Here is a 24311-nt window from a genome sequence, read left to right as displayed (position 1 = left end):
CAGCGGTTTTTCGATGCGACGATGCAGAGGCCGAGGAGCATGTTGTGAGTGGTTTCTTGATGTCTGCGACAAAAAACTACTTGGGCGCGATATCGCGCCTCACCCTCATGATGTGCTGCTCGACGTAGAAAGCAGCCGCCTCCGCATCGCCGTTGATAATCGCCTCATAAATCAGCCGGTGCTCCGACACATACAGCCGGATGCGCCCCGGATCATGAATGCCGTCGTCCTTCAGGCGCTTCCACAGCGGCTGGTCCATCGCCTGCGCGACTTCGTCGGCGATCTTCACGAGCAGCGCGTCGCCCGTCATCACCGCGAGCTGCCGGTGGAACAGACGGTCGCTGTCGTTCCAGAGCGTGCGCTGCTCGGCATCCGACACGTCGTCGATCGAATCCATTTGCGCGAGGTAATGCTCCGCAAGTTCGTCGCGCCGCGCGTGCGCCGCCGCCCGGCGTGCGATCGCCGGTTCGAGGATCAGGCGCACGTCGAGCGCGGAAGTGGGGCTGATATCGGCGTCGCCCGGCGCGCGATCGTCCGCGCGTGCCGCCGACAGGCGCTGCAACGCGTCCGCGCACACATACGTGCCGGAGTTGCGCCGCGTCACCACGAGCCCTTCGTTCTGCAGCGCGCCCAGCGCTTCGCGCACGGCGGGCCGGCCCACGCCAAAACGAGCGGCGAGATCGCGCTCGGACGGCAGCCGCGCTTCGGGCGCGAACTGGCCGCTGCGGATGTCGGCGCGCATGCGCTCCGCGACCTGCTCGTAAATCTGCTTCGGGCGAAACGCGTGTTCCAGTGCAAATGAAGTCGTGGCCATAGGTGCGTAGCGAGGAATGGACGGCAAGATGATGTAAGCCGAATTCCGACCAGTTTAGCGCGACAATTTTGAAATTGGTTGATCGTCAACCAAAGCTGGTCTACATTCTGATCCACCATAGCCAATCATGGAGCAGACGACATGTTCGATATGCAGCCGGCGAGGCCTGTGACGCGAGGCGCGAACGCATCATGAAACTGAACCGCGTGATCAGCACGGTCGAAGTGCATACGGGCGGCGAGCCGTTTCGCATCGTCACGAGCGGGCTGCCGAAAATGCCCGGCAAGACCATCGTCGAGCGGCGCGCGTGGCTGAAGGAACATGCCGATCATCTGCGCCGCGCTTTGATGCTGGAGCCGCGCGGCCACGCCGACATGTACGGCGGCTATCTGACGGAGCCCGTCACCGAGGGCGCGGACTTCGGCATCATCTTCGTCCACAATGAGGGATATAGCGATCACTGCGGCCATGGCGTGATCGCGCTCGCGACGACGGCCGTCGCGCTCGGCTGGGTCGAGCGCACCGAGCCGGAAACGCGCGTCGGCATCGATGCGCCGTGCGGCTTCATCGAGGCGTTCGTCAAATGGGACGGCGACCACGCGGGCAGCGTGCGCTTCGTCAATGTGCCGTCGTTCATCTGGCAGCGCGACGTGAGCGTTCAGACACCGAGCTTCGGCACCGTGCGCGGCGATATCGCATTCGGCGGCGCGTTTTATTTCTACACGTCGGGCGAGCCGTTCGGCCTCGACGTGCGCGAAGAGCAAGTGGACCGCCTGATCCAGTTCGGCGCCGAAGTGAAGCGCGCGGCCAACGAAGCATTCAAGGTTGAGCACCCGCACATTCCAGAGATCAACCACATCTACGGCACGATCGTCGATAACGCGCCGCGTCATACGGGCTCGACGCAGGCCAACTGCTGCGTGTTCGCGGACCGCGAAGTGGACCGCTCGCCGACGGGCTCGGGCACGGCGGGACGCGTCGCGCAACTGTATCTGCGCGGCCAGTTGGGCAAGGATGAAACGCTCGTCAACGAGTCGATCATCGGCACGGTGTTTCGTGGACGCGTGCTGTCGGAGACGAAGCTCGACCGCTTCGACGCCGTGATTCCCGAGATCGAAGGCGACGCACATATCTGCGGTTTCGCGAACTGGATCGTCGATGAGCGCGATCCGCTGACTTACGGATTTCTGGTCCGCTGAAGGCGCGACTGAACGCAGGACTGAACGCAGACCCGAACGCAGACCCGAACGCAAGATTGAACGCACGACTCAACGTACGAGGAGCACGCCCCGCCATGAGCAGCACGCCGATTTTCGATGCCGCCGAAACGGCCCGCCTGATTCCCTTTCGCGCGCTCGTCGATGCGCTGAAGACGGCCGCCGCCGATTACGCAGCGGGGCGCGTCGCGAGCCCCGAGCGGCTCGTGGTGCCGCTGAACGACAACGGCATCATGCTGTCGATGCCGGCCGCCGCGCCCGATCTCGCGATCCACAAGCTCGTCAACGTGTGCCCGCGCAATGGCGAGCGCGCGCTGCCGACGATCCACGGCCAGGTCATGACGTTCGACCCGGACACGGGCAAGACGCTCTTCATTCTCGATGGTCCGTCCGTCACGGGACGCCGCACGGCCGCGATGACGATGCTCGGCATCGAGACGCTCTCGCGCGCCGCACCGAAGGACTTTCTGTTGATCGGCACAGGCACGCAGGCCGCGAACCATCTGCGGGCGATCGGCGAGCTGTATCCGGACGCGCGCGTGCGCGTGCGGGGCACATCAGCGGCTCGCGCGCAGGCGTTCTGCGATGCGCAGTGCGGCAGTGTGTGCGATCTTCAACCGCTCGCCGATACGGCGACGCCCGATTCCGTCGATGTCGTGATCGCGCTGACGACGAGCCGCCAGGCCGTATACGACGAGGCGCCGCGCGCGGGGCGGCTCGTGATCGGCGTCGGTGCATTCACGCCGCAGATGTGCGAGATCGGCGCGCGCACGCTCGCGGGCAGCGCGCTTTACGTCGACGATCTGGCGGGCGCGAAGCACGAGGCGGGCGACTTCATCCAGGCGGGCATCGACTGGTCGACGGTGACGGGCATGGCGGACGCACTCGAGCGCAAGCCGACGCTCGACGGGGCGATCGTGTTCAAGACCGTCGGCTGCGCGGCGTGGGATCTGGCAGCGGGACGCGTCGCTCGATCGACGCTGGGCGCGGGCTGAGTGTCCGCAAGCGCGCTCGCGAGTGGGAGTGCGTGTGCGTGTGGGAGTGCGAGCGCAGAGCGTGCTGCCCGTCTCGCGAGGGAGAGTGATCCGGCACGAACGAACGTGCGGGTCGTGTCACGAAAGCATGCGTGCAAACAATCCGAAAACGTTGCACCATAGTTCTCTCGCGCAAACGCGTCCGGCGTAAGCGCTGCCTGAAAGGGCGGCCCGGACGGGTTTGCGTTTCTCCCAGCAGTTCATCTTTCGCGACCGCGCTATGACGACTTCCAACGCTCCCGCCTCGCCGGACCTCCCGCTCGACATGATCATCTTCGGCGGCGCCGGCGATCTGTCGGCCCGCAAGCTGCTGCCCGCACTGTACATGGCGCACGCGCACGGCAATCTGCCCGCCGAGACACGCATCCTCGCGATCGGCCGCCGCGACTGGCAGCGCGAAGACTATCTGAAGTGGATGGATGAGCAGAGCAGGCCATTCATCGAGTCGAAGGCGTTCGACTCGGCCGCATGGGACCATTTTCTTGCGCTCTTCGAGTACGTGCGTGTCGACGTCGATCAGCCCGCCGATTACGTGCGTCTCGCCGAAGCGTCGCGCAAGGATGCGCTGCGGGTGTTCTATCTGTCGACGTCGCCGGAACTGTTCACGGCGATCTGCGACAACCTCGCTTCGCACGATCTCGTCGACGAGCGCGCGCGCGTCGTGCTCGAAAAGCCGCTTGGACACGATCTCGAATCGGCGAAGGCGATCAACGATTCGGTCGGCAGGCATTTCGAAGAGCACCAGATTTATCGGATCGACCACTACCTCGGCAAGGAGACGGTGCAGAACCTGATGGTGCTGCGCTTCGGCAACGCGATCTTCGGGCCGCTGTGGCAGGCGCCGTATATCCGCAGCGTGCAGATCACGGTTGCGGAGTCGGTCGGCGTGGGTACGCGCGCCGGCTTCTACGACCATACGGGCGCGATGCGCGACATGGTGCAGAACCACCTGCTTCAGTTGCTGTGCATCGTTGCGATGGAGCCGCCCGTATCGCTCGATGCGGATGCCGTGCGCGACGAGAAGCTGAAGGTGCTGCGTTCGCTGCGTCCGATGACGGTGGAAGACATCGCGCGCGATACGGTGCGCGGCCAGTACACGGCAGGTGCAGTCGGCGGCGAGCCCGTCAAGGGCTATCTGGAAGAAGCGAACGTGCCGCCCGACAGCCGCGCGGAAACCTTCGTCGCGTTGCGCGCGCATATCAACAACTGGCGCTGGGCGAACGTGCCGTTCTATTTGCGCACGGGGAAACGGATGGCGAAGAAGGTGTCGGAGATCGTGATCGAATTCGCGGACATGCCGTTCTCGATCATGCCGAACAGTCCGTGCGGTCCTCGCAATTGCGGCAACCGTCTGGTGATCCAGCTTCAGCCTGCCGAGTCGATCCAGTTGCAGATGCTTGCGAAAGAGCCGGGCAGCGGCATGCGTACCTTGCCCGTGAATCTGAATCTCGATCTGGAGCAGGCGTTCACGAGCCGTCGCGCGGAAGCATATGAGCGTCTGCTGATCGACGTCGTGCGCGGCAGGCTCACGCACTTCATGCGTCGCGACGAACTGGAAGCGGCATGGAAGTGGGTCGATCCCATCATCGAAAGCTGGAAGCGCAACGGTGACAAGCCGCGTGGGTATACGGCCGGGACGTTCGGGCCGGGCGCTTCGACGGCGATGATGGCAAGGGATAATATGGTTTGGTCGGAGGAGACGTGAGCGGTTTTGATTGAATCGTGAATTGAGGGAAGGGAAAGGGCGGCTGCGTAATTCGAAGCCGTTCCGGTGTTCATCGTCACCCAGATCAGACCCGACCGCCTCATAACTCACGTGGCCATTATGTCCGTCCTCGGTTCAGCCACGCGCCTGTTGCCAGACTCGCACGTCGAGACGACGCTTGATCTACGTGCGAGTCATCTCGCGCAATCGCCCGCGCACACAAAACCAGCGGGACACCCTCTGCACCACTCGCGTCAAGAATTGTCATATTGGTCCTTGGCGGCCTGACTCCGTGCTACGTATCTCCCTTCATCGCACAACGACGTGGAGGCTGAATGCGCAGCTATGGGTCTATGTCACATAACGCGCTTCACGTGCCGCTCGATATCGGCACATGGCAATGCGAGCTAGTACCCGCCAGGGAGTTCTACAGCCTTTCTGGCTGATACGTGGACCGCTTTGCAGACTGGGACGCGTGCCGTGAGCGGGAGCGCGAAATCGAAGATGACAGGCGCACCTTCGACCGGCATTTCCGTCCCAAATACGATTTCCGGCGAACCATTGCCCCGGATATCGACGCGATCCGATCGTTCCTGAGAGATCATCTGAACGTCGTTCATTGGGATCTGCCGACCGATAACGAAGGTATCGAGCGGGCGCTCAAACAGGCCGCCCGCGACGGAATGCTTGTGCCCGTCATCAACCGTGACTGGCGCTCGCTTCCGATGACGTTTCGACCTACTCCCGCGCTGCTGCGTTGGCCGCCAACGTCCGGCGGTGGCGGATTCGGCAGCGGTGGCGGCACGGTGTGGGCCGCCTTCGAGAATGCGGGATCGGGTCCTTTGGTATGGGAAGGCGAGCCAGTTCTGAGAGGATCATACGATCCCTCTACAGTAGAGGCGCAGCTCAAAGCCGCGCGCGCTGCGTTGAGTGCAGGCAGCAGCGACGATGGCGGCAGCCTGCCCGGCATGGTCGAGGCAGTGGTCGGGACCGTGCTCGGTGGCGGCTCGGACCCGGATGATGGTGACGGTACGCCGGACATGGCGGAGAGCTTGACGGACGGCTCTGATGCTAGCGTCGATACATCGACACCGCTCGGCGATGGGGCGCCGTTCGAATATGGCGCAGACATGCCGCTGGGTGACGACGAAACTCTTGCGGGTATGCCTATCAAAGGCGGGCCGCCTGACACTTGGGTAACGAATCCATCGGGCAGCGGGCAATTGCGCCTATACGATGCCAACGGTAACGCGGCAGTGGATATCGACTTTGACCACGACCATGGTTTCGGTGCTCCGCATTCGCATAATTGGGATGGCCGGGACCGCGACCTTGGCAACCCTGTATCAATTCTTCCAAGGTAACGACATGGGCGACCTGAAAACCTTTAATCATTTTCACGACTGGTATATCGACACGTTCCATGTTTCGAAAGAGCGCGAAACATTGACTCTTGGCCTGTACCTGCAAGACCGGCGCGCTTCCGTATCATTCGTGGGAATGAATCGATGCGTGCTCGAAAATCTCGGACTCCAGAACATCGTGTACGGGATTGAAGTGCTGGAACCTGGTACGCCGCGTTATGAGAAAGCACAGCGGATACTCGCCAGGGCGGAACGATGGACCGATAACAAGCCCGGTAAAGTCGCGCAGCTTTTCTCCACGTGCGGAGCGGAACTTATTGTCGAGTTTGACTCGTTGGAGATTGAGTTGTCCACTATCTAGCTTTGGCGACGACGCATCGACGCCGCTTGGCGATGCGCAGCCATTTGAATACAGCGAAGATGCGGAGTACGAGCGTGCGCTTGATCGGCGCAATGCATTGGGAGGGCCAATGGGTGGTTCACGTGGAGCGGCCATGTGCCGTCAAAATGCTTTCGACAACTATCAGCAATGCAGGGGATATTAATGGCCAAACACTCGCCGTATTCCATCGTTTTGACGTATCAGGAAGACCGCCAGATGCTCACGGCTTACGCGGTTGAACCCGCAGCAGTCGCGCCGTTGCTCGCGGGAAAACTGGAAATGCCGATCCTTCTCGACGAATTCGAATTCAAGCTCGATGACGAATTTGCGCGAAGGCTTGGTGTCGCGATGCTCAACCTGATCGCGCTCGGTCAGCCAGATATCAAGCAGTACATGAGCGTGACGCCAGGACCGCTTCCGCGCGCTGGCAACCGCGACGCGTCGACGAACGACTAACGCATCGCCAGTTCGAAAAGCCGACGTTGGTAACGTCGGTTTCTGCCCTGTCTTTCCCGCTGTCACGTTTGCGCCGCCCACCTCAAAACACATCCACCCTCCCGGGAAACGTCTCCTCATACGCAGCCGCCGCATCGCCCTCAACCGGCGTTCCGCCACGTTGCTCTCTGAACATCACGGGGGGCATGCCGAACTCCTTGCGGAACTCGCGTCCCAAATGCGACGCGTCAGAAAACCCGCAACTCGACGCGATATCCGCGACTGTACGATCCGAACTCGTCAGCAGCCAGGCAGCCGTCCTTAACCGCACCTGCTTCGCAAACGCCTGCGGACTCTTGCCCGTCTCCGCCTTGAACAACCGCTCCAACTGACGCGGCGACAGATCCAGCTTGCAAGCCAGTTCCTCTAGCGGCAGCGTGCGCCCGACGTGCTGCTCCATCAGCAGGATCGCGCGCTTGACCTTCGGATGCGTCGCCGGTTCGAGTCCCGGCGGATGCGGCTGCGGTGCGTTCCCTTTCTGCATCTCGCCGACGAGCAGAATCCGCAGTGCCTTCTGCACCGTCGCCGTCTCGAAGTGCCGCAGCAGGATCGCAGCCGCGACGTCGATCGACGCGCGCCCGCCCGAGCACGTGATCCGTCGACGGTCGATCACGAACAGCCGGTCCGCAATCAGCGCGTCGGAATTGATGGAAGGAAAACGCTCGACGAAATCCCAGTAGTGAAACCAGCTGACGCAGATCCGGTGCTCGTCGAGCACCCTCGCGCGCATCAGCGCGAACACGCCGGTGCAGATGCCGACCAGCGTCGCATTCGAGCGCGCGGCATTGCGGATGAACTGCAAGGTCTCGTCGCTGGCCTGCGGCCCCGAATGCAGCAGCCCGCCGACGACGACCACATAGTCGAACGGCTCGGCATCGGCGAACGTTTCCCATGGCGTGATCTGGATGCCGCAACTCGCGCGCACAGGCGCGAGCGACTCGCCGATCACGCTCCATGAGCAGCGCACGGGCTTGCTGTAGTCGCCTTCGTCGGCGGACAGGCGCAGCATGTCGACGAAGCCCGAAAAAGCCGTCAGCGTGAAGTTGGGTAGCAGGATGATGCCGAAGCGGATGCGCTCTTTGGGCAGCGCATCGATGGAAGTCAGCGGTAGCGAATCAACGATGGTCATGGCGCGATGGCGCAGGAAAACGTCATAAGGTCCGGCAAGCTGAACAAGGGCTGACCACGAAGCAAAACGAAAACGCAGCGCAAAAACGCGGCACTCAAACGCGCGGCACTCAAACGCGCGCGCGTGGGGATAACCCTAGCGTCGCCGATCCAGCCTCGCGCCTCTTGTCCTTTTCCGACACCGACTTTCGCGGATGCGAAGCGCGTCGGGCCCCAACAGGCGTGCGGTCTGGCGATCCTGCACGCGCTCCGACTTGCGTTTTTCCGTCGCCGAGTTGCGCAGAAACGCAGCCGCAGCGGGCTCTGGCGTCGCCATCCCACGTCGATGCCGTTTTTGTTCTATCTGCGGATTTTACGCTTTGGTGTACTGGCGTCACTTCGCAATCTTCGCGTTTCCGCCCACTCAACTGAGCAAGGTTTCCATGAACGTCAGCGTTTTCGACCTGTTCAAGATCGGCATCGGCCCATCGAGTTCGCACACCGTCGGCCCGATGATCGCCGCATGCCGCTTCGCTTCGCATATCGAGGACGCGAATCTGCTCGCGTTCGTGCGCCGCGTGAAAGTCGAGCTGTACGGCTCGCTTGGCGCGACGGGCAAGGGCCACGGCACCGACAAGGCCGTGCTGCTCGGCCTCGAAGGCCATCTGCCCGACACCATCGACCCCGACCTGATCGAGCCGCGCCTGGCTCAAATCCGCAAGGACAAGCGCCTGTCGCTGCTCGGCAAGCACGAGATCGGCTTCGAGGAAAAAGAGCACATCGCGTTCTTCCGCCGCCTGATGAGCGGCACGGGCAGCGTCGTGCATCCGAACGGCATGCGCTTCCAGGCCTTCGACGAGAACGGCCAGCTGCTCGTCGAGAAAGAGTATTACTCGGTCGGCGGCGGCTTTGTCGTCAATCGCGACGGCGATCGCGTGAACGGCGTGCGCGCGGGCGGCGAAGTGCCGTATCCGTTCCGCACGGGCGACGACCTGATGCGCGTGTGCCGCGAAAGCGGCCTTTCCGTCGCGCAGGTGACGTTCGCGAACGAATGCGCTTCGCGCTCGCCCGAAGACGTGCGCGAAGGGCTGCTGACCATCTGGCGCACGATGGCCGCTTGCGTCGAGCGCGGCTGCAAGATGCACGGCGAGCTGCCCGGCCCGATGCGCGTGAAGCGCCGCGCCGCCGATCTCTCCGTGCAGCTGCGCACGCGCTCCGAAGAGTCGCTGCGCGACCCGCTGTCGATGCTCGACTGGGTCAACCTGTACGCGATGGCCGTCAACGAAGAGAACGCCGCGGGCGGCCGCGTCGTCACCGCGCCGACCAACGGCGCCGCCGGTGTGATCCCGGCCGTGCTGCATTACTACGTGAAGTTCGTGCCGGGCTCGAACGAGAACGGCATCGTCGATTTCCTTTTGACGGCGGCTGCCATCGGCATCATCTACAAGGAAACGGCGTCCATTTCCGGCGCGGAAGTGGGCTGCCAGGGCGAAGTGGGCGTCGCGTGCTCGATGGCCGCGGCGGCGCTCGCGGCCGTGATGGGCGGCACGCCCACGCAAGTCGAGAACGCCGCCGAGATCGGCATGGAGCACAACCTCGGCATGACTTGCGATCCCGTCGGCGGCCTCGTGCAGATTCCGTGCATCGAGCGCAACGCAATGGGCGCGATCAAGGCGCTGAACGCTTCGCGCATGGCGCTGAAGGGCGACGGCCAGCACTACGTGACGCTCGACAACGTCATCAAGACGATGCGCGAAACGGGCGCCGACATGAAAACGAAATACAAGGAGACGTCGCGCGGTGGTCTCGCCGTGAACGTCATCGAATGCTAATGGAAACCAGCAAGGCAACGACGAAGGGGTCTGCACGATGAGCCGCTATTCGATATTCAGTCTGTTCCGCAACGGGTTGTCGTATCACGAGAACTGGGAGCGACAGTGGAGGAGCCCGGAACCGAAGAAGGAATACGACGTCGTGATCGTCGGCGGCGGCGGGCATGGTCTTGCGACCGCGTACTACCTTGCGAAGGAGCACGGCGTGAAGAACGTCGCGATTCTTGAGAAGGGCTGGATCGGCGGCGGCAATACGGCGCGCAACACGACGATCGTGCGTTCGAACTATCTGTGGGACGAATCGGCGGGGCTGTATGAGAAGGCGATGAAGCTGTGGGAAGGCCTCTCGCAGGACCTCAACTACAACGTGATGTTCAGCCAGCGCGGCGTGATGAACCTCGCGCACACGTTGCAGGACGTGCGCGACACCGAGCGCCGCGTGAACGCGAACCGGCTGAACGGCGTCGACGCCGAGTTCCTCACGCCCGAGCAGATCAAGGAAATCGAGCCGACGATCAACCTGAACAGCCGCTACCCGGTGCTCGGCGCATCGATCCAGCGTCGCGCGGGCGTTGCCCGGCACGATGCCGTTGCATGGGGCTTCGCGCGCGGCGCGGACCAGGCCGGCGTCGACATCATCCAGAACTGTCAGGTGACGGGCATTCGTCGCGACGGCGGCCGCGTGACGGGCGTCGATACGGTGAAGGGCTTCATCAAGGCGAAGAAGGTCGCCGTCGTCGCAGCCGGCAACACGACGACGCTCGCCGACATGGCGGGCATCCGTCTGCCGCTCGAAAGCCATCCGTTGCAGGCGCTCGTGTCCGAGCCGATCAAGCCCGTCGTCAACTCGGTGATCATGTCGAACGCGGTGCACGCGTACATCAGCCAGTCCGACAAGGGCGATCTCGTGATCGGCGCGGGTGTCGACCAGTACACGGGCTTCGGCCAGCGCGGCAGCTTCCACATCATCGAAGGCACGCTGCAGGCAATCGTCGAAATGTTCCCGGTGTTCTCGCGCGTGCGGATGAACCGCCAGTGGGGCGGCATCGTCGACGTGTCGCCGGATGCGTGCCCGATCATCAGCAAGACCGATGTGAAGGGCCTGTACTTCAACTGCGGCTGGGGCACGGGCGGCTTCAAGGCGACGCCGGGCTCGGGCTGGGTGTTCGCGCACACGATCGCGAACGACGAGCCGCATCCGCTGAACGCGCCGTTCTCGCTGGACCGCTTCTACACCGGCCATCTGATCGACGAACACGGCGCTGCTGCCGTGGCCCACTAATCACGGACACCTGGAGAAAGAAACATGCTGATGATCGAATGCCCGTGGTGCGGGCCGCGCGCCGAATCCGAATTCTCGTGCGGAGGCGAAGCCGACATCGCGCGTCCGCTCGACACCGACAAGCTCACCGACAAGGAATGGGGCGACTACCTGTTCATGCGCAAGAACCCGCGCGGCGTGCATCGCGAGCAATGGATGCACACGCAGGGCTGCCGCCGCTGGTTCATGGCGACGCGCGACACCGTCTCCTATCAGATTCAAGGCTACGACACGTTCAAGACGGGCAACACGTCCGCCACGTCCGCTGACGCTCAAGAGGGCAACAAGCAATGAGCCAGAAAAACCGTCTCGGCGCCGGTGGGCGCATCAACCGCGCGATTCCGCTGACCTTCACGTTCAACGGCCGCACATATCAGGGCTTTCAGGGCGACACGCTCGCGTCGGCGCTGCTCGCGAACGGCGTGCACTTCGTCGCGCGCAGCTTCAAGTATCACCGTCCGCGCGGCATCGTCACGGCCGACGTCGCGGAACCGAATGCCGTCGTGCAACTGGAGCGCGGCGCGTACACGGTGCCGAACGCGCGCGCAACGGAGATCGAGTTGTATCAGGGCCTCGTCGCGACGAGCGTGAACGCCGAGCCGAATCTCGAACACGATCGCATGGCGATCAACCAGAAGTTCTCGCGCTTCATGCCCGCGGGCTTCTACTACAAGACCTTCATGTGGCCGCAAAAATGGTGGCCGAAGTACGAAGAGAAGATTCGCGAAGCGGCGGGTCTCGGCAAGTCGCCCGACGTGCTCGATGCCGACCGCTACGACAAGTGCTACGCGCATTGCGACGTGCTCGTGGTCGGCGGCGGGCCGACGGGTCTCGCGGCCGCACATGCGGCGGCTGTGAGCGGCGCGCGCGTGATTCTCGTCGACGATCAGCGCGAACTCGGCGGCAGCCTGTTGTCGTGCAAGACGGAGATCGACGGACGGCAGGCGATGAGCTGGGTCGAGAAGATCGAAGCGGAACTGTCGCGCATGCCTGACGTGAAGATTCTCACGCGCAGCACGGCGTTCGGCTATCAGGACCACAACCTCGTCACGGTGACGCAGCGTCTGACCGATCATCTGCCCGTGTCGATGCGCAAGGGCACGCGCGAGCTGCTGTGGAAGATCCGCGCGAAGCGCGTGATTCTCGCGACGGGCGCGCACGAGCGTCCCCTCGTGTTCGGCAACAACGATCTGCCGGGCGTGATGCTGGCGTCGGCGGTGTCAACGTATATCCAGCGCTTCGGCGTGATGCCGGGCCGCAATGCCGTCGTGTTCACGAACAACGACGCCGGCTATCAGTGCGCGCTCGACATGAAGGGGTGCGGCGCAACGGTGACGGTCGTCGATCCGCGCGCGCAGGGCAGCGGCGCATTGCAGGCAGCGGCGCGCCGTCATGGCGTGAAGATCATGAACAACGCGGCCGTGATGATGGCGCACGGCAAGCAGCGCGTGACGTCGGTCGAAGTGGTTGCGTATGCGAATGGCAAGACGGGCGCAAAGCAGGCGGATCTGCAATGCGATCTCGTCGCGATGTCGGGCGGCTTCAGCCCCGTGTTGCACCTGTTCGCGCAGTCGGGCGGCAAGGCGCACTGGAACGACACGAAGGCTTGCTTCGTGCCGGGCAAGGGCATGCAGCCGGAGACGAGCGTCGGCGCGGCGGCAGGCGAACTCAGCCTCGCGCGCGGCTTGCGTCTGGCCGTCGATGCGGGCGTCGAAGCCGTGAAGTCGATCGGCTATGCAGTGACGCGCCCGCAAGTGCCGCAGGTCGCGGAAGTCACCGAGTCGCCGATCCAGCCGCTGTGGCTCGTCGGTAGCCGTGCGGAAGCGGCGCGCGGACCGAAGCAGTTCGTCGATTTCCAGAACGACGTGGCGGCGGCCGACATTCTGCTCGCCGCGCGCGAAGGCTTCGAATCCGTCGAGCACGTGAAGCGCTATACGGCGATGGGCTTCGGCACCGATCAGGGCAAGCTCGGCAACATCAACGGCATGGCGATTCTCGCGGACGCGCTCGGCAAGTCGATTCCCGAAACGGGCACGACGACGTTCCGCCCGAACTACACGCCCGTGAGTTTCGGCACGTTCGCGGGCCGCGAGCTTGGCGATCTGCTCGACCCGATCCGCAAGACGGCCGTGCATGAATGGCACGTCGAGAACGGCGCGATGTTCGAGGACGTCGGCAACTGGAAGCGCCCCTGGTACTTCCCGCTGAAGGGCGAGGACCTGCACGCGGCCGTGAAGCGCGAATGCCTCGCGGTGCGCAACAGCGTCGGCATTCTCGATGCGTCGACGCTCGGCAAGATCGACATTCAGGGCCCCGATGCCGCGAAGCTGCTGAACTGGATGTACACGAATCCGTGGAGCAAGCTCGAAGTCGGCAAGTGCCGCTATGGCCTGATGCTCGACGAAAACGGCATGGTGTTCGACGACGGCGTGACCGTGCGCCTCGGTGAACAGCACTTCATGATGACCACCACGACGGGCGGCGCGGCGCGCGTGCTCACGTGGATGGAGCGCTGGCTGCAGACCGAGTGGCCCAACATGAAGGTGCGCCTCGCGTCCGTCACCGATCACTGGGCGACGTTTGCCGTCGTCGGTCCGAAGAGCCGCAAGGTCGTGCAGAAGGTGTGCAGCGACATCGACTTCGCCAACGAGGCGTTCCCGTTCATGTCGTATCGCAACGGCACCGTCGCGGGCGTGAAGGCGCGCGTGATGCGGATCAGCTTCTCGGGCGAACTCGCATATGAAGTGAACGTGCCCGCGAACATGGGCCGCGCGGTGTGGGAAGCACTAATGGCCGCGGGCGCCGAGTTCAACATCACGCCGTACGGCACGGAAACGATGCACGTGCTGCGCGCGGAGAAGGGCTACATCATCGTCGGCCAGGATACCGACGGTTCGATCACGCCGCACGATCTGGGCATGGGCGGGCTGGTCGCGAAGTCGAAGGACTTCCTCGGACGCCGTTCGCTCACGCGCTCGGATACCGCGAAGGAAGGGCGCAAGCAGTTCGTCGGCCTGCTTTCCGACGATCCGCAGTTCGTGATTCCGGAGGGCAGCCAGATCGTCGCCGGTCCGTTCCAGGGCGATACAGCGCCGATGCTTGGACACGTGACCTCGAGCTATTACAGCCCGATCCTGAAGCGTTCGATCGCGCTCGCGGTGGTCAAGGGCGGACTGAACAAGATGGGCCAGAGCGTGACGATCCCGCTGTCGAGCGGCAAGCAGATCGCTGCGAAGATTGCGAGCCCGGTTTTCTACGACACCGAAGGAGTGCGTCAACATGTGGAATGAAACAAGGAACAATGCACCGGGCGCTACCTCGGCTGTCGCGCAACGGATGGCGGGCCAGCCCTGGCAGGAGTCGCCGCTCGTCGGCGTGGGCGAACTGGTGAAGAAGCACGCGGCCGCGCCGTCGACGAAATTTCATCTGCGCGAGAAGGCGTTTTGCGATCTGGTGACGCTGCGTGGCGATGCGCGCGATGCAGCGTTTCTGAGTGCCGTCGAAAGCGTGACGGGCTGCCGTCCGCCCGCGAAGCCGAATACGGTTGCGCGCGGCAACGGCTATGACGTGTTGTGGCTCGGTCCCGACGAATGGCTCGTGCGTTCGCTGCAGCCGCAGTCGCCTGTGGCGGAGGACAAGCTGGTCGAGGCGCTGCAAGGGCAGTTCGCGTCGGCCGTCGATATCGGCAGTGGCTGGACGGTGCTCGAAGTGAGCGGCGAGAAAGTGCGCGACGTGATCGCGCGCGGCTGTCCGATCGATCTGCATCCGCGTATGTTCGCGCCTGGCCAGTGCGCGCAGAGCCATTACTTCAAGGCGTCGATCGTGCTCGTGCCCGTCGCCGACGATACATATGAGATCGTCGTGCGCCGCAGCTTCGCCGACTACTTCGTGCGTATCATGCTCGACGCGGCTGAGCCGCTGTTGTCGTGAAGCCGTTCGAAGAACCGTTGGCGGCTTACGTGCAGCCGTTGCGCGGCTCGCATGGGGCGCGCGGCAAGGGCTGGCGAGTCTTCATCGACGAACTGCTCGTGTCGACGCGCATCGGCATTCACGCGCACGAGCATCTCGCGCCGCAGCCTGTCGTGATCGACGCGAGTCTTGCGTATCGCTGCGAGCCTTCGGAAGAAGGTTCGCACGCGATGATCGACTACGAGCGTTACTGCAATCGCGTGAGCGAGTTTCTCGCGACGAAGCCGCACACGCGGATGCTCGAAACGCTGGCTGTCGAGATCGCGCAGCTATCGTTCGACGAGTGGCCCGCGCTCGATGCGCTCACGCTTTCGTTGCACAAGCCGAAGATTCGTGAGGGCACGAAGCGGATCGGCGTCGAGCTGGACTGGACGCGTGCGGATTACGACGTGCATCGCGCGGCTTGTGCTGCTCGGCGTTGAGTGAGCGTCCGATATGTCGCGTGCGCATACGTCCGAACTGCTCAAGCGTGCGTATGCGGCCGGCGATGCGCACGCGGCCGTCGCGCTGCTCGATCAGAGCATTGCGCTCGGGCATCGGCGGATTGCGTTGATCCGCTATTTGCAGGCGCAATATCTGGACGCGCCGCTCGATGCGAGGCATCACGAGTATGTGCGGGAAGTCGCCGCGCGGATGAGCCCGGCGACGCTGGCAAGGGTCGTGGGGGAGGCGCGGGCGAGGAGAGGGCAATCATCGCGCGCAGACGCGTAACGCTCACTCCAGAAACGGTGCGCTCGATATCAGCGCGCTTTTTTTGCGCGAGCCGCCGATTCGCGGGGAGCGAAGCGGCTCAGTGTCGATCTCGACCGGGCGCGGGCAGTGCGCGTCCTGCATTGCCGCACGCCAGTGAGCGAAACTGGCCGCTGCGAAGTGACGAGTGACGAGTGGTGGGCACTACGCACGTGCTTCCAGTTCCCGGTCACGATCCTCATTCTTCTTGATGTAGTTCCACAGGTCGTCAGCGATCCTGTAGTTCGATGCGATGCCGTTCTGCGTTGTCTCGGATAGCTCCTTGCCTGTCGCGGGATCGATATGCACATGCCACACGGGCGTACCGCCTATCGTGCGGACCTCGAGCGTGTTGGAGTCGACAGACACGGCCACGAAGCCGTCGGGAAAAATCCAGGCTGCGTTGTGACTGCGAAGCCAGTCGTTGACGCTCTTTGCCTCACCCGGTTTGATACGGTTCACGTACGAGAGGAAGTTGCCGCCATCGGCGGACGTCGTGCCCGGCACGGTGGTCACGAAATGTGTTGCCTGCACGGGAAGCACGCTATCCGGATCATGCTCGAAGTTCCGTAGTGTGACAGGGTCACCCGCCGTGCTCTGTTTCAGCCTGAAGTTGTACGCCGGTTCTGGAACAGGGGGCTGTACGTTGTTTCCCCGCATGTCCTCAATGCTCCAGCTCTGACGGGCCATCAGGCCACCGCCGCGACCTCCGGCGTCCGCCACGTAGGGGGTGTAGCCGGATGCGCCTTCCGTCAACCACTTGTGGTCTTCCATATGGAGCAGTCCGCCCGTGGTGGGATCGTAGGTAAAGACGCCGTTCAGGCTGTTCCTGTCCTCGGGAATGTCGCCGATATACGCATTACCGTTGCTGTCGATGCGAAGCACCTTGCTGTAGTCCCTGGCCAGATGGATACGGCCATCCGGGCCGAAGCGAAGTTCATCTTCGGAGGCGGCCCCTGTTGTGCCGTCCACCGACGGATAGCCGCCGTTGCCTGCATTATAGAAATTTAGCCGCACGGGACCGTGGCCTCCGTCGTTGCCCCAGTGCGGCTTGATATGGACTGGCCCGACATAGTCCAGTCCGGCCGACTGTCGATCGGCCAGTTTCTGCACGAGTGCATTGCCATGCTGGCGGAATCTTGCAACCCGCATTGCCGGATCTTCGTTGGGCGTGTAGAACGTCTTGCCGCCGCGCGTGACCTGCGACGCAAAGGGCTTGTGCAGATCGTCTCCCCAAGCGGGATTTTCTGGAGAAAACCCGGCAAGGTCCGGCCTCGCGCCGGCCGTCTGCGTCTGGTCATAGACGTCCCAGCGATAGTCGGGGTTGGGCTCATACGGCCCGACCTTGCCATCATGGACCCGGCGCCAGCCGCGGATTTGCGTGTACTCGATGTGTCCCATCGCCGCGACTTCGTGATCGTCGGAATTGGGCGCCTGATCGCCAAGGCTGCCGTTGACGTCCACCATGTTTGGAGTCGGCGCGACGTAGTAGATATAGCCGTCCTTCTTGCCGCCTGAATCCAGCTTCTTCATTGCGGTGTCTTCGGCGCGAAACGTTCCGAGATAACCGGCGCCATCGACGTTGTCCTTGTTGTGTTTCACGTCAAGGGCGTGAATGCTGAGGTTGGCGTCGTTCAGTGGGATGTCGTCGTCTGCGCTGAAGCCGTCGTTTTGCTTCAGCTCCTCGGGCGATATGGTCGAGGGGCGATACAGCGCGAACGGCTGTTGATCGGCATCCGGATTTTTCACGCCGCGCCTGAATTCGGTGTGAGGCAGCCCACCCGACGGACCCGGCAGATCGAGTTCCCGTAATGGCCCGAGTTCCGGCAATGGTGGAACTTCGGGGTGGCCGATGCCGGCCAATGGCGCATCTGGCAAACGGGGCCTCCCTGGATGTGACGGGTCATACGGCCGATAGGTCAGCGAGTCCGCGCGATAGGTGGTCTCGACCGACGCGATGCGGCCGTTGGCGATATAGCCGTTCGCATACAAGTCATGCAGCGCAGCGGCCAGATTGGCGAAGTTGCTATAGTGAAACACCCCAAAGTTGGGGTCGTACAATTCGTACTGGTCATTGCGGTAATCATCGGAGGGACTCAGGCGTTGGATGACCACGGCATGGCCCTCTCCGTTGCCAAGCGTCAGGCCCAGTTCGGCAATCGTGTATTGCTCTGTCCCGCGGCCATCGAGTGATGGATGACGCACTCCGAACTGCTCGGCCAGATCCGCAACCAGTGCGTCGCCACTGGTCAGCGGGTAATTGCCTTCTCGCTTGCTCAAATCCTTTATCGGCGTCGTTGTCTGATATTCGTTCTGCTCCTGCATCCAGCGCACCCGATTGATGGTGCGTGTGCGAGTACGCGGATCGTGCAGGTCGTCAAAAATCTGCCCGGTCACATCAGCCAACGTTGAAGCGTGTCCCTGTCCGATGCGGCGTAGCGCCTCCGTGGTCAACCCGGCACACTGGTTTGACATCGAATTGACATCGCCCGCCGCGGTCCCTAGACCCTGCCAGGACGCCAGAATTTTCATATCTGAGGCCGTGCGGCGATAGGCGGTCAGCGTAGGCTTGCTATTGTCCCCGTCGCCCGGTTGACGTCGGTTTCTCGGAGGCGTGACGGGGCTGGCTGGCGGTCGGGATGCGATCTGTCCGATCTGTTTAACGTCATGGTCCGGATTCACCGTGTCGTACTGTTCCTCTACATCGTCGTATCGGTAGAGCCTGTTACTGCCGTAGCTGACGTTTGAGATCGACATGAGCCACCTGAATGATGTTGATCGGGATCGCGTACTTTTGCGCTGTCGAAAGAGCACGCGACCTCATTCTCACCATGCCGGGCGGAAGGAAGGTGGTAACCGGACATCGACGGGAACACGTGCCAGGCGCGCGATACGTCATTGCGCATGCGCGCCTGCGCGCATCAACATCATCACCCGCGACATATCCGCCTCGACGTGCCCCTGATGCTCGAATAGCTCGGCGAGCCAGTCGACGAACGCCCGCTCGCGCGGCGACACGCGATTCGACCCATGCAGAGCACTTCTCTGGTCCATGCAAAGAACAAGAACGGGACATTCCACACCCCTCGATGCGAGGCATCACGAGTACGTGCGGGAAGTCGCCGCGCGGATGAGCCCGGCAACGCTGGCCAGGGTGGTGGGGGAGGCGCGGGCGGGGGCGGGGCGTGCACGCGGTGAGGACGATCAACGCGGAAGCTAACTCAAACCGTATCGCGCGAGTTATTCACAGGCAAATCTTGCACCGTCGGCGCTTAACGGAGCGACCAAAGACTGGCTACTTGCATGTTCTTTGAATGAATTGCATAGTAGCCAGTCGTTACTGTGCCAAATGTAGCTTCAGTTCTGCACCAAGCCATCCTGGTTCTAAGTGCGCTTTACTTCCAACGTCAGCCTCCGTGCTTAACGTTTTTCTTGAATACTCACTGGCAAGACTGGCACAGTCCGGATTATTATTTTTATAATGGAGGTCTGAAGCGCATTAGTTCTCTCGTTGATTTCGGTCATGCTCTCGTCGTAGCAACCTTGAATAATCACCCCGCAGCCTGACTTGCAAGTCAGGCGTTCATGTTGAGTGCGCGACATACATCTTGAGAACGCATCTGAAATTCTTTCCTCTGAAAAAAACATTCAGATTTAATGGAAAATTGAACAGAAAAAATGCCAGATCGATTATTTTTCTCTGGCTTCTGCGTTTCAGTTTGGCCTGTGTGGAGTTATCACTCGACCATGATCGAAGCTCAGTTGTCGGTCTCATGTAGACGGGTTAGACAAATTTTCGGTATGTTTCGCTCGAAATATGTGCTGATCAATACCTTCCTGCGTTTGTCTAACCTTAAATTTATGAACTCTTCACCACATTTTGGAAATTTCTCGACGAAGTTTCCTGTTTTACGTGACAGGACGAAGAGTCGGTGAATCGTGTAAACCCCCATGCCTTCATCGACGTGCCATAACGAAAAACCCCGTGTTCCATTAAATCTATAATCATCCACCGCAATGTGCGTTGGCTTTTCCGTGTCAAGAGAAACCTGACCACACCTTTTTTTGCCAGATGTGGATAGCTCATAAAATAGAATCCCATTGCGAATCTGCAAGCTCGCCGTCGTAGTTGCGGTTGATTTGAATTCCGCGGTTTGATCTGATGCAGATACACGCAAGCTGGCCGTAAGAAAAATTAACAATAAAAAAAACCTTATAACGTTCATAGTCTCTTATAGTTGATTCATTCCGGTGGAAGAAGATTTGCTAGAACGGCGCTTTTCGGAGCTGGAAGTGTAATGAGTTGGCTCTCGTAATGGTCACCGGCATCTCCCAAGACATCGAGAATATATGCCGAATAGCATTGTCTTTCGTAATAACCGTTGCCTCCACCGTTGACTAGCCGATTAATTAATCCTACATTTGAAGGAGAATACTCACGATCGGCTACCCGGTTAATATTCATTCCTTCTGAGAAAGATTTGGATATCCAATAAAATCCACCAGAGTCGCATGCAGAATAAGGGTCTTCTCCGACGATGTCCGGATCATAACGTGGCGACCAGACCATCAGTTCACCTCCATCAGCGGGATTGGCGGAATAGTGTCGCGAAGCCGATGCTATTCGAGGGGGAATATGAGGTATCCGCTCCACATACGAGCCACTATGTGGGGGAAACGATCTGTATTGGCCATACGCTTTATAGTTCCCGGCCCACGTCAACTGCATGATGCCGCGTCCATAGAATGCCGTGTAATATTGTGTCGCAGGATTGGCAAGAGAATATTGACCGAAACGCCATTCATGCATAAGGCGCTTGCTTCCACCTGGATTTCTCCATTGTGCCGTTTCAAGAAGAATTTGTGCAAGAAACAGAGCGGTTCGCTTTTTATCGTGCCCGATATACTTTCGAATGCATGCGTTAAGCGCAGCCGAGTGATGCATGATCCGATTGCGAGCCTCTGCCTTGGTTATGGCATACGTTGAATTGTTGGTCGTGATCGCGGTTCGCGGATTTCCCGTCGACGAGTAAAACATGTAACGCGGAAATGTGGACGCAAGTTCGTCCTTACTTAACCATTCACATTTCCGGAAATGTCGGATGAACGCAAGTGGGTGAAAGAACCAGAGTTTCTGGTCAGTTGGTAAACCGGTTTTATCCCAGAATTGAAAAGATCTGAGCAGGTCGATGTATTTTTTATATCCGGCTTCGTTCTTGTAGTAGAACTCGCCTTCGTTCATCAGTTTTTTATGGCGCTCATCGTTGTGCGTGCTGTCCCACTCGCTCGGTGCTTCACATATAAAACCGCGCAGTTTTGTACGCACGCCTGCCGTCGTTCGCACATAGCGGACAAGCGCATCTTCTTTCCGATATTCGTCGATCGATGAAATTTCGTCTGGAATCTGGTGAACTGCGGCATCCCTAAGGATATTTTTCAGTGCATTGATGTCACACAGACCATCATCATTGAAGGGACTATTGGCCTCACTGATTTTTTGCCAACCCATGAAATAGGGAAAATTAGCGTCGGATAGCTTTTGAATAGTGGTGTCACTTATATCGATGTAACCATCCTGTTGAGCTGCAAACGCAACGCGGACCCATGTCTCACGTTGGTCGGACTCGCGCGTCTGAGAGCGATCCTCTGCTGGGCTTGAAGCGATCGGCGTGAAGAGAGTGCGCCCAAAACGAAGCAAGTCATAACCATCGCTCGGGCAGGTAGGATAAAGCGCCGTCACCCGCTTATACATCTCGTATTCGTAGCTTTTTTCACAGATTGGAGTTTCCGTAAGGAGGTTTTTGCGGCCATCAGACGAAACGCCCCATACGTTCGTATATCTATTCCCTTTTTGAAAGTAAGTCTCGACGTAAAGCGGCTGTTCGTTTTGTCCAGATTGACGACGAACAAACTCGATCCCGTGCAATTTGCCTTGTGCGTCCGCGGTGGGCGGTAAGGCATGAAACGCACGGCCGACAGGTATTACGAAGTAGGTGTGTCCCCAGCAGCCGTTATCACATAGGTGAGTCGTCGTGATGTTGCCGGGTTGTGTGCGATCGAAGTAGGCATCAAAGTCATCCCGTGTCATGAAGATTTCAAAGTGCAGGTGACTTTGACCATGACATCCTCCGACCCAACCTAGCACCTGCTTGCGGCGCACCTTACGACTGGTGCCGCTCTCTGCAGGAGCGATGGAGCGAGCATCGCTTGCCGTTGGTAAGCGCAGAAATTCGGGAATTAGATTGGCGTCGGCTCCTATAGACGCGTAACTACCAAGATCGAGTAAATGCATATAAAGAGAATAGAAGGTCATACCTCGACCATCACCTGTTTCTGTCACATGCTTGAGAAGCACAAAGCCCGCATTGCTGTCTGGACGACCGCTTCCACCGTCGTACGCGCGTTGGCAGACGCGGTACGCGATCACTTCGCCGTCTGCGATGGCGTGGACCTTCTCCACTTGCATTTTTGGCATGAGATGCACGCCGCAATGCCAGCGCCGGTCGAACGCAATCGGAAAGGTTCCATGCGCAAGTTCGAACTTGTCGATGGTGTCCATTAGTGAATCGAGCGCCTCTGGGTCTTCAGATGCCTGGTTTGCGACCGGGAGGAATGGTGGGCTGATAAGCATGACTAAGGGTTGGTGATATTTCTATATTCAAAATAGGCAATGAGCTAAGACGCCGGCTCACAAACTCTTATCGTGGTGGCGATAGATGTTTGATGACGTGAAAGGTCATCTGCATAACAGAAAAATCACATGCCAAGGAATCGCTGTCTATACGAGTGGCAAAATCTCTACAATTATTTGCAATTCATGGTGATATTCGCTTGGTAACGTGTCGGCGAAGTCAATCAGACCTGTAGATCTCTAACGAAGGAGGGGGTCGAGGGGCGCCGTGCACCGCCTCTTTAAATACGTGAGAGGATGTTTCCGATGCAGTGTAGCGTTTGATGACCGGAGAGCGTATCGGGATCGGGTCGGACAAACCCGATCGTGACCAAGGGGCAGATTTTTCTCGTTGCTCGCTCGTCGAAGTGTCTGTTGCAAAGACGGGACGATAAGACGGCAATGGCGATACAGAATCAACTCACCCCTCACGCCGCGTGCAACCCCCCGCGCATCAACTGCCGCACGCGCGACATATCCGCCTCGACATGCCCCTGATGCTCGAACAGCTCAGCGAGCCAATCGACGAACGCCCGCACGCGCGGCGACACGCGACGCCCTTTGACAAAAGCAACGGACACAGGCATCGGCACCGGCTTCCACTGCGGCAGCACTTCGCGCAGCAGCCCCTTTTCGAGCAGCGGCTGCGCCGCGATCCGCGCGGGCTGGATCAACCCGAGTCCTTGCAAGCCGCAAGTCAGATACGCATGCTCGTCGCTGACCTTGATGAAGCCATTCACCTTCACGGTCAACGGACTACCAGCGACATCGAAGTCGAAGTCGACGGCGCGGCCGTTGTGAGGCGACATGCAGTTCACCGCGACATGGCCAGTCAGATCGTCGAGACTCTCCGGCATCCCATAGCGCTCCAGATACGCGGGGCTCGCGCACGTCACATGCTCGAGCGTGCCAAGACGCCGCGCGGCCAGCCCTGAATCGGGCAACTCGCCCAACTGGATGCTGCAATCCACCGCTTCGCCGACGAGATCGACATTGCGATGGCTCACGCCGATCGCCAGATCGATGGCCGGATAGCGCTCGTGAAAATCGTCGAGCGCCGGCAAGACAATCGATGTCGCCACCGCGCCCGGCATTTCGACACGCAAGCGTCCACTCGGGTTGTCCTGCGTCTGACGCAAGCTTGCTTCCATCTCATCGATGTCGGCGAGAATCTGCGCGCAGCGTTCGTAATATGCAGCGCCTTCCGGCGTGAGGCTCAGACGCCGCGTCGTGCGCACGAGCAGCGCGGTGCCGAGCATCGCTTCCAGATTCTGCACAATCGTCGTCGCGGTCGCGCGGGGTATGTCGAGCGATTGCGCGGCGCGGGTAAAGCTATTGGTATCGACGATACGCATGAAGGTGCGCATCGCCTGGATACGATCGATCACGGAACTCTCCTGTGTCGACCAGAGTTAGTGCTTCAGCTGTCGGCTGGAGTTAGTGCTTTAGCACTTACTCCGGCCCCATGCAGAGCACCTTACTCTGGTCCCATGCAAAGCTGGCAAACGGGACATTCCACAAAAAGACAAAACGGCAAGAAAAGCCGCGGCATGCCCCGTCCCGTCGGGAAGGCGCGCCGATACTGCAGATACAAGAGCGATACAACGCGGGGAGCAGGGACAGGCCGCCGTCCTGCGCGACCCGGGTGGAAGGTGTGAAGCGGTTGGGTCCT

At 60.7% G+C, this 24311-nt stretch carries 18 protein-coding genes and 1 pseudogene; 13 read left to right on the top strand and 6 right to left on the bottom strand.

Annotated features, from left to right (window positions below; translation table 11 throughout):
• Positions 1 to 76: 76 nt before the first annotated feature.
• Positions 77 to 814 (bottom strand): FadR/GntR family transcriptional regulator, encoded by a 738-nt coding sequence (locus AB4Y32_RS09165; protein ID WP_368721006.1) that lies wholly within the window; start codon positions 812 to 814, stop codon positions 77 to 79.
• A 191-nt stretch (positions 815 to 1005) separates the two neighbouring features.
• Here AB4Y32_RS09165 and lhpH point away from each other — a divergent pair, with 191 nt between their 5' ends.
• The 6 genes from lhpH to AB4Y32_RS09135 all read left to right on the top strand — a co-directional run bounded on the left by lhpH (position 1006) and on the right by AB4Y32_RS09135 (position 6972).
• Entirely contained in the window at positions 1006 to 2013 is a 1008-nt protein-coding gene (gene lhpH / locus AB4Y32_RS09160) for a trans-3-hydroxy-L-proline dehydratase (protein WP_368721005.1), read from the top strand.
• Positions 2014 to 2108: 95 nt separating this feature from the next.
• Entirely contained in the window at positions 2109 to 3026 is a 918-nt protein-coding gene (gene lhpI / locus AB4Y32_RS09155; RefSeq protein WP_368721004.1) for a bifunctional Delta(1)-pyrroline-2-carboxylate/Delta(1)-piperideine-2-carboxylate reductase, read from the top strand.
• Between the two features lie 259 nt (positions 3027 to 3285).
• A complete protein-coding gene (gene zwf, locus AB4Y32_RS09150) occupies positions 3286 to 4770 on the top strand; it encodes a glucose-6-phosphate dehydrogenase (protein ID WP_368721003.1) in 1485 nt (494 codons plus the stop codon).
• Between the two features lie 449 nt (positions 4771 to 5219).
• Entirely contained in the window at positions 5220 to 6134 is a 915-nt protein-coding gene (locus AB4Y32_RS09145; RefSeq protein ID WP_368721002.1) for a hypothetical protein, read from the top strand.
• A gap of 4 nt (positions 6135 to 6138) precedes the next feature.
• A complete protein-coding gene (locus AB4Y32_RS09140) occupies positions 6139 to 6495 on the top strand; it encodes a hypothetical protein (RefSeq protein WP_368721001.1) in 357 nt (118 codons plus the stop codon).
• Positions 6496 to 6678: 183 nt separating this feature from the next.
• Positions 6679 to 6972, top strand: a complete 294-nt coding sequence (locus AB4Y32_RS09135; protein WP_368721000.1) for a hypothetical protein — start codon at positions 6679 to 6681, stop codon at positions 6970 to 6972.
• Between the two features lie 82 nt (positions 6973 to 7054).
• Here AB4Y32_RS09135 and AB4Y32_RS09130 read toward each other — a convergent pair whose 3' ends face one another.
• Entirely contained in the window at positions 7055 to 8140 is a 1086-nt protein-coding gene (locus tag AB4Y32_RS09130) for a GlxA family transcriptional regulator (RefSeq protein WP_368720999.1), read from the bottom strand.
• A gap of 421 nt (positions 8141 to 8561) precedes the next feature.
• Between AB4Y32_RS09130 and AB4Y32_RS09125 the strand changes: the two genes are divergently transcribed.
• Genes AB4Y32_RS09125 through AB4Y32_RS09095 form a run of 7 tightly spaced genes read left to right on the top strand, consistent with a single transcriptional unit; the run spans position 8562 to position 15951 of the window.
• Positions 8562 to 9950, top strand: coding sequence for an L-serine ammonia-lyase (locus AB4Y32_RS09125; protein ID WP_368720998.1), 1389 nt, complete (start codon positions 8562 to 8564; stop codon positions 9948 to 9950).
• A gap of 37 nt (positions 9951 to 9987) precedes the next feature.
• Positions 9988 to 11232 (top strand): sarcosine oxidase subunit beta family protein, encoded by a 1245-nt coding sequence (locus AB4Y32_RS09120; protein ID WP_368720997.1) that lies wholly within the window; start codon positions 9988 to 9990, stop codon positions 11230 to 11232.
• A 24-nt stretch (positions 11233 to 11256) separates the two neighbouring features.
• Positions 11257 to 11565 (top strand): sarcosine oxidase subunit delta, encoded by a 309-nt coding sequence (locus tag AB4Y32_RS09115; protein WP_368720996.1) that lies wholly within the window; start codon positions 11257 to 11259, stop codon positions 11563 to 11565.
• Positions 11562 to 14561: a sarcosine oxidase subunit alpha family protein gene (locus AB4Y32_RS09110; RefSeq protein ID WP_368720995.1), complete on the top strand. Its 3000-nt coding sequence runs from the start codon at positions 11562 to 11564 to the stop codon at positions 14559 to 14561. The genes AB4Y32_RS09115 and AB4Y32_RS09110 overlap by 4 nt, the downstream gene beginning before the upstream one ends.
• Positions 14551 to 15201, top strand: a complete 651-nt coding sequence (locus tag AB4Y32_RS09105) for a sarcosine oxidase subunit gamma (RefSeq protein ID WP_439899763.1) — start codon at positions 14551 to 14553, stop codon at positions 15199 to 15201. The genes AB4Y32_RS09110 and AB4Y32_RS09105 overlap by 11 nt, the downstream gene beginning before the upstream one ends.
• Positions 15198 to 15662, top strand: coding sequence for a dihydroneopterin aldolase (locus AB4Y32_RS09100; protein WP_368720994.1), 465 nt, complete (start codon positions 15198 to 15200; stop codon positions 15660 to 15662). The genes AB4Y32_RS09105 and AB4Y32_RS09100 overlap by 4 nt, the downstream gene beginning before the upstream one ends.
• Positions 15663 to 15675: 13 nt before the next feature.
• Entirely contained in the window at positions 15676 to 15951 is a 276-nt protein-coding gene (locus AB4Y32_RS09095; protein WP_368720993.1) for a hypothetical protein, read from the top strand.
• A gap of 183 nt (positions 15952 to 16134) precedes the next feature.
• On the opposite strand, the gene AB4Y32_RS09090 is transcribed toward AB4Y32_RS09095, so the two are convergent.
• The 4 genes and pseudogenes from AB4Y32_RS09090 to AB4Y32_RS09075 form a co-directional block, all read right to left on the bottom strand.
• Entirely contained in the window at positions 16135 to 18726 is a 2592-nt protein-coding gene (locus tag AB4Y32_RS09090; protein ID WP_368720992.1) for an enterotoxin A family protein, read from the bottom strand.
• Between the two features lie 138 nt (positions 18727 to 18864).
• Positions 18865 to 18996, bottom strand: a pseudogene (locus tag AB4Y32_RS09085) (LysR family transcriptional regulator); the annotation flags it as partial.
• 1216 nt (positions 18997 to 20212) lie between these two features.
• A complete protein-coding gene (locus tag AB4Y32_RS09080) occupies positions 20213 to 22528 on the bottom strand; it encodes a peptidase M23 (RefSeq protein WP_368720991.1) in 2316 nt (771 codons plus the stop codon).
• A gap of 539 nt (positions 22529 to 23067) precedes the next feature.
• Positions 23068 to 24027, bottom strand: a complete 960-nt coding sequence (locus tag AB4Y32_RS09075) for a LysR family transcriptional regulator (RefSeq protein WP_368720990.1) — start codon at positions 24025 to 24027, stop codon at positions 23068 to 23070.
• Positions 24028 to 24311 lie beyond the last annotated feature (284 nt).

Source organism: Paraburkholderia phymatum, assembly GCF_040965635.1.
Classification (GTDB): Bacteria; Pseudomonadota; Gammaproteobacteria; order Burkholderiales; family Burkholderiaceae; genus Paraburkholderia; species Paraburkholderia phymatum_B.
This window is presented reverse-complemented; position numbering and strand designations above follow the sequence as displayed.

What these genes read in the sequence shown, in the direction of transcription:
- AB4Y32_RS09090 (WP_368720992.1), bottom strand. Translation starts at nt 18,726, where the DNA reads ATGTCGATCTCAAACGTCAGCTACGGCAGTAACAGGCTCTACCGATAC.
- AB4Y32_RS09140 (WP_368721001.1), top strand. Translation starts at nt 6,139, where the DNA reads ATGGGCGACCTGAAAACCTTTAATCATTTTCACGACTGGTATATCGAC.
- AB4Y32_RS09080 (WP_368720991.1), bottom strand. Translation starts at nt 22,528, where the DNA reads ATGGACACCATCGACAAGTTCGAACTTGCGCATGGAACCTTTCCGATT.
- lhpH (WP_368721005.1), top strand. Translation starts at nt 1,006, where the DNA reads ATGAAACTGAACCGCGTGATCAGCACGGTCGAAGTGCATACGGGCGGC.
- AB4Y32_RS09115 (WP_368720996.1), top strand. Translation starts at nt 11,257, where the DNA reads ATGCTGATGATCGAATGCCCGTGGTGCGGGCCGCGCGCCGAATCCGAA.
- AB4Y32_RS09125 (WP_368720998.1), top strand. Translation starts at nt 8,562, where the DNA reads ATGAACGTCAGCGTTTTCGACCTGTTCAAGATCGGCATCGGCCCATCG.
- AB4Y32_RS09130 (WP_368720999.1), bottom strand. Translation starts at nt 8,140, where the DNA reads ATGACCATCGTTGATTCGCTACCGCTGACTTCCATCGATGCGCTGCCC.
- lhpI (WP_368721004.1), top strand. Translation starts at nt 2,109, where the DNA reads ATGAGCAGCACGCCGATTTTCGATGCCGCCGAAACGGCCCGCCTGATT.
- AB4Y32_RS09095 (WP_368720993.1), top strand. Translation starts at nt 15,676, where the DNA reads ATGTCGCGTGCGCATACGTCCGAACTGCTCAAGCGTGCGTATGCGGCC.
- AB4Y32_RS09105 (WP_439899763.1), top strand. Translation starts at nt 14,551, where the DNA reads ATGTGGAATGAAACAAGGAACAATGCACCGGGCGCTACCTCGGCTGTC.
- AB4Y32_RS09120 (WP_368720997.1), top strand. Translation starts at nt 9,988, where the DNA reads ATGAGCCGCTATTCGATATTCAGTCTGTTCCGCAACGGGTTGTCGTAT.
- zwf (WP_368721003.1), top strand. Translation starts at nt 3,286, where the DNA reads ATGACGACTTCCAACGCTCCCGCCTCGCCGGACCTCCCGCTCGACATG.
- AB4Y32_RS09165 (WP_368721006.1), bottom strand. Translation starts at nt 814, where the DNA reads ATGGCCACGACTTCATTTGCACTGGAACACGCGTTTCGCCCGAAGCAG.
- AB4Y32_RS09135 (WP_368721000.1), top strand. Translation starts at nt 6,679, where the DNA reads ATGGCCAAACACTCGCCGTATTCCATCGTTTTGACGTATCAGGAAGAC.
- AB4Y32_RS09110 (WP_368720995.1), top strand. Translation starts at nt 11,562, where the DNA reads ATGAGCCAGAAAAACCGTCTCGGCGCCGGTGGGCGCATCAACCGCGCG.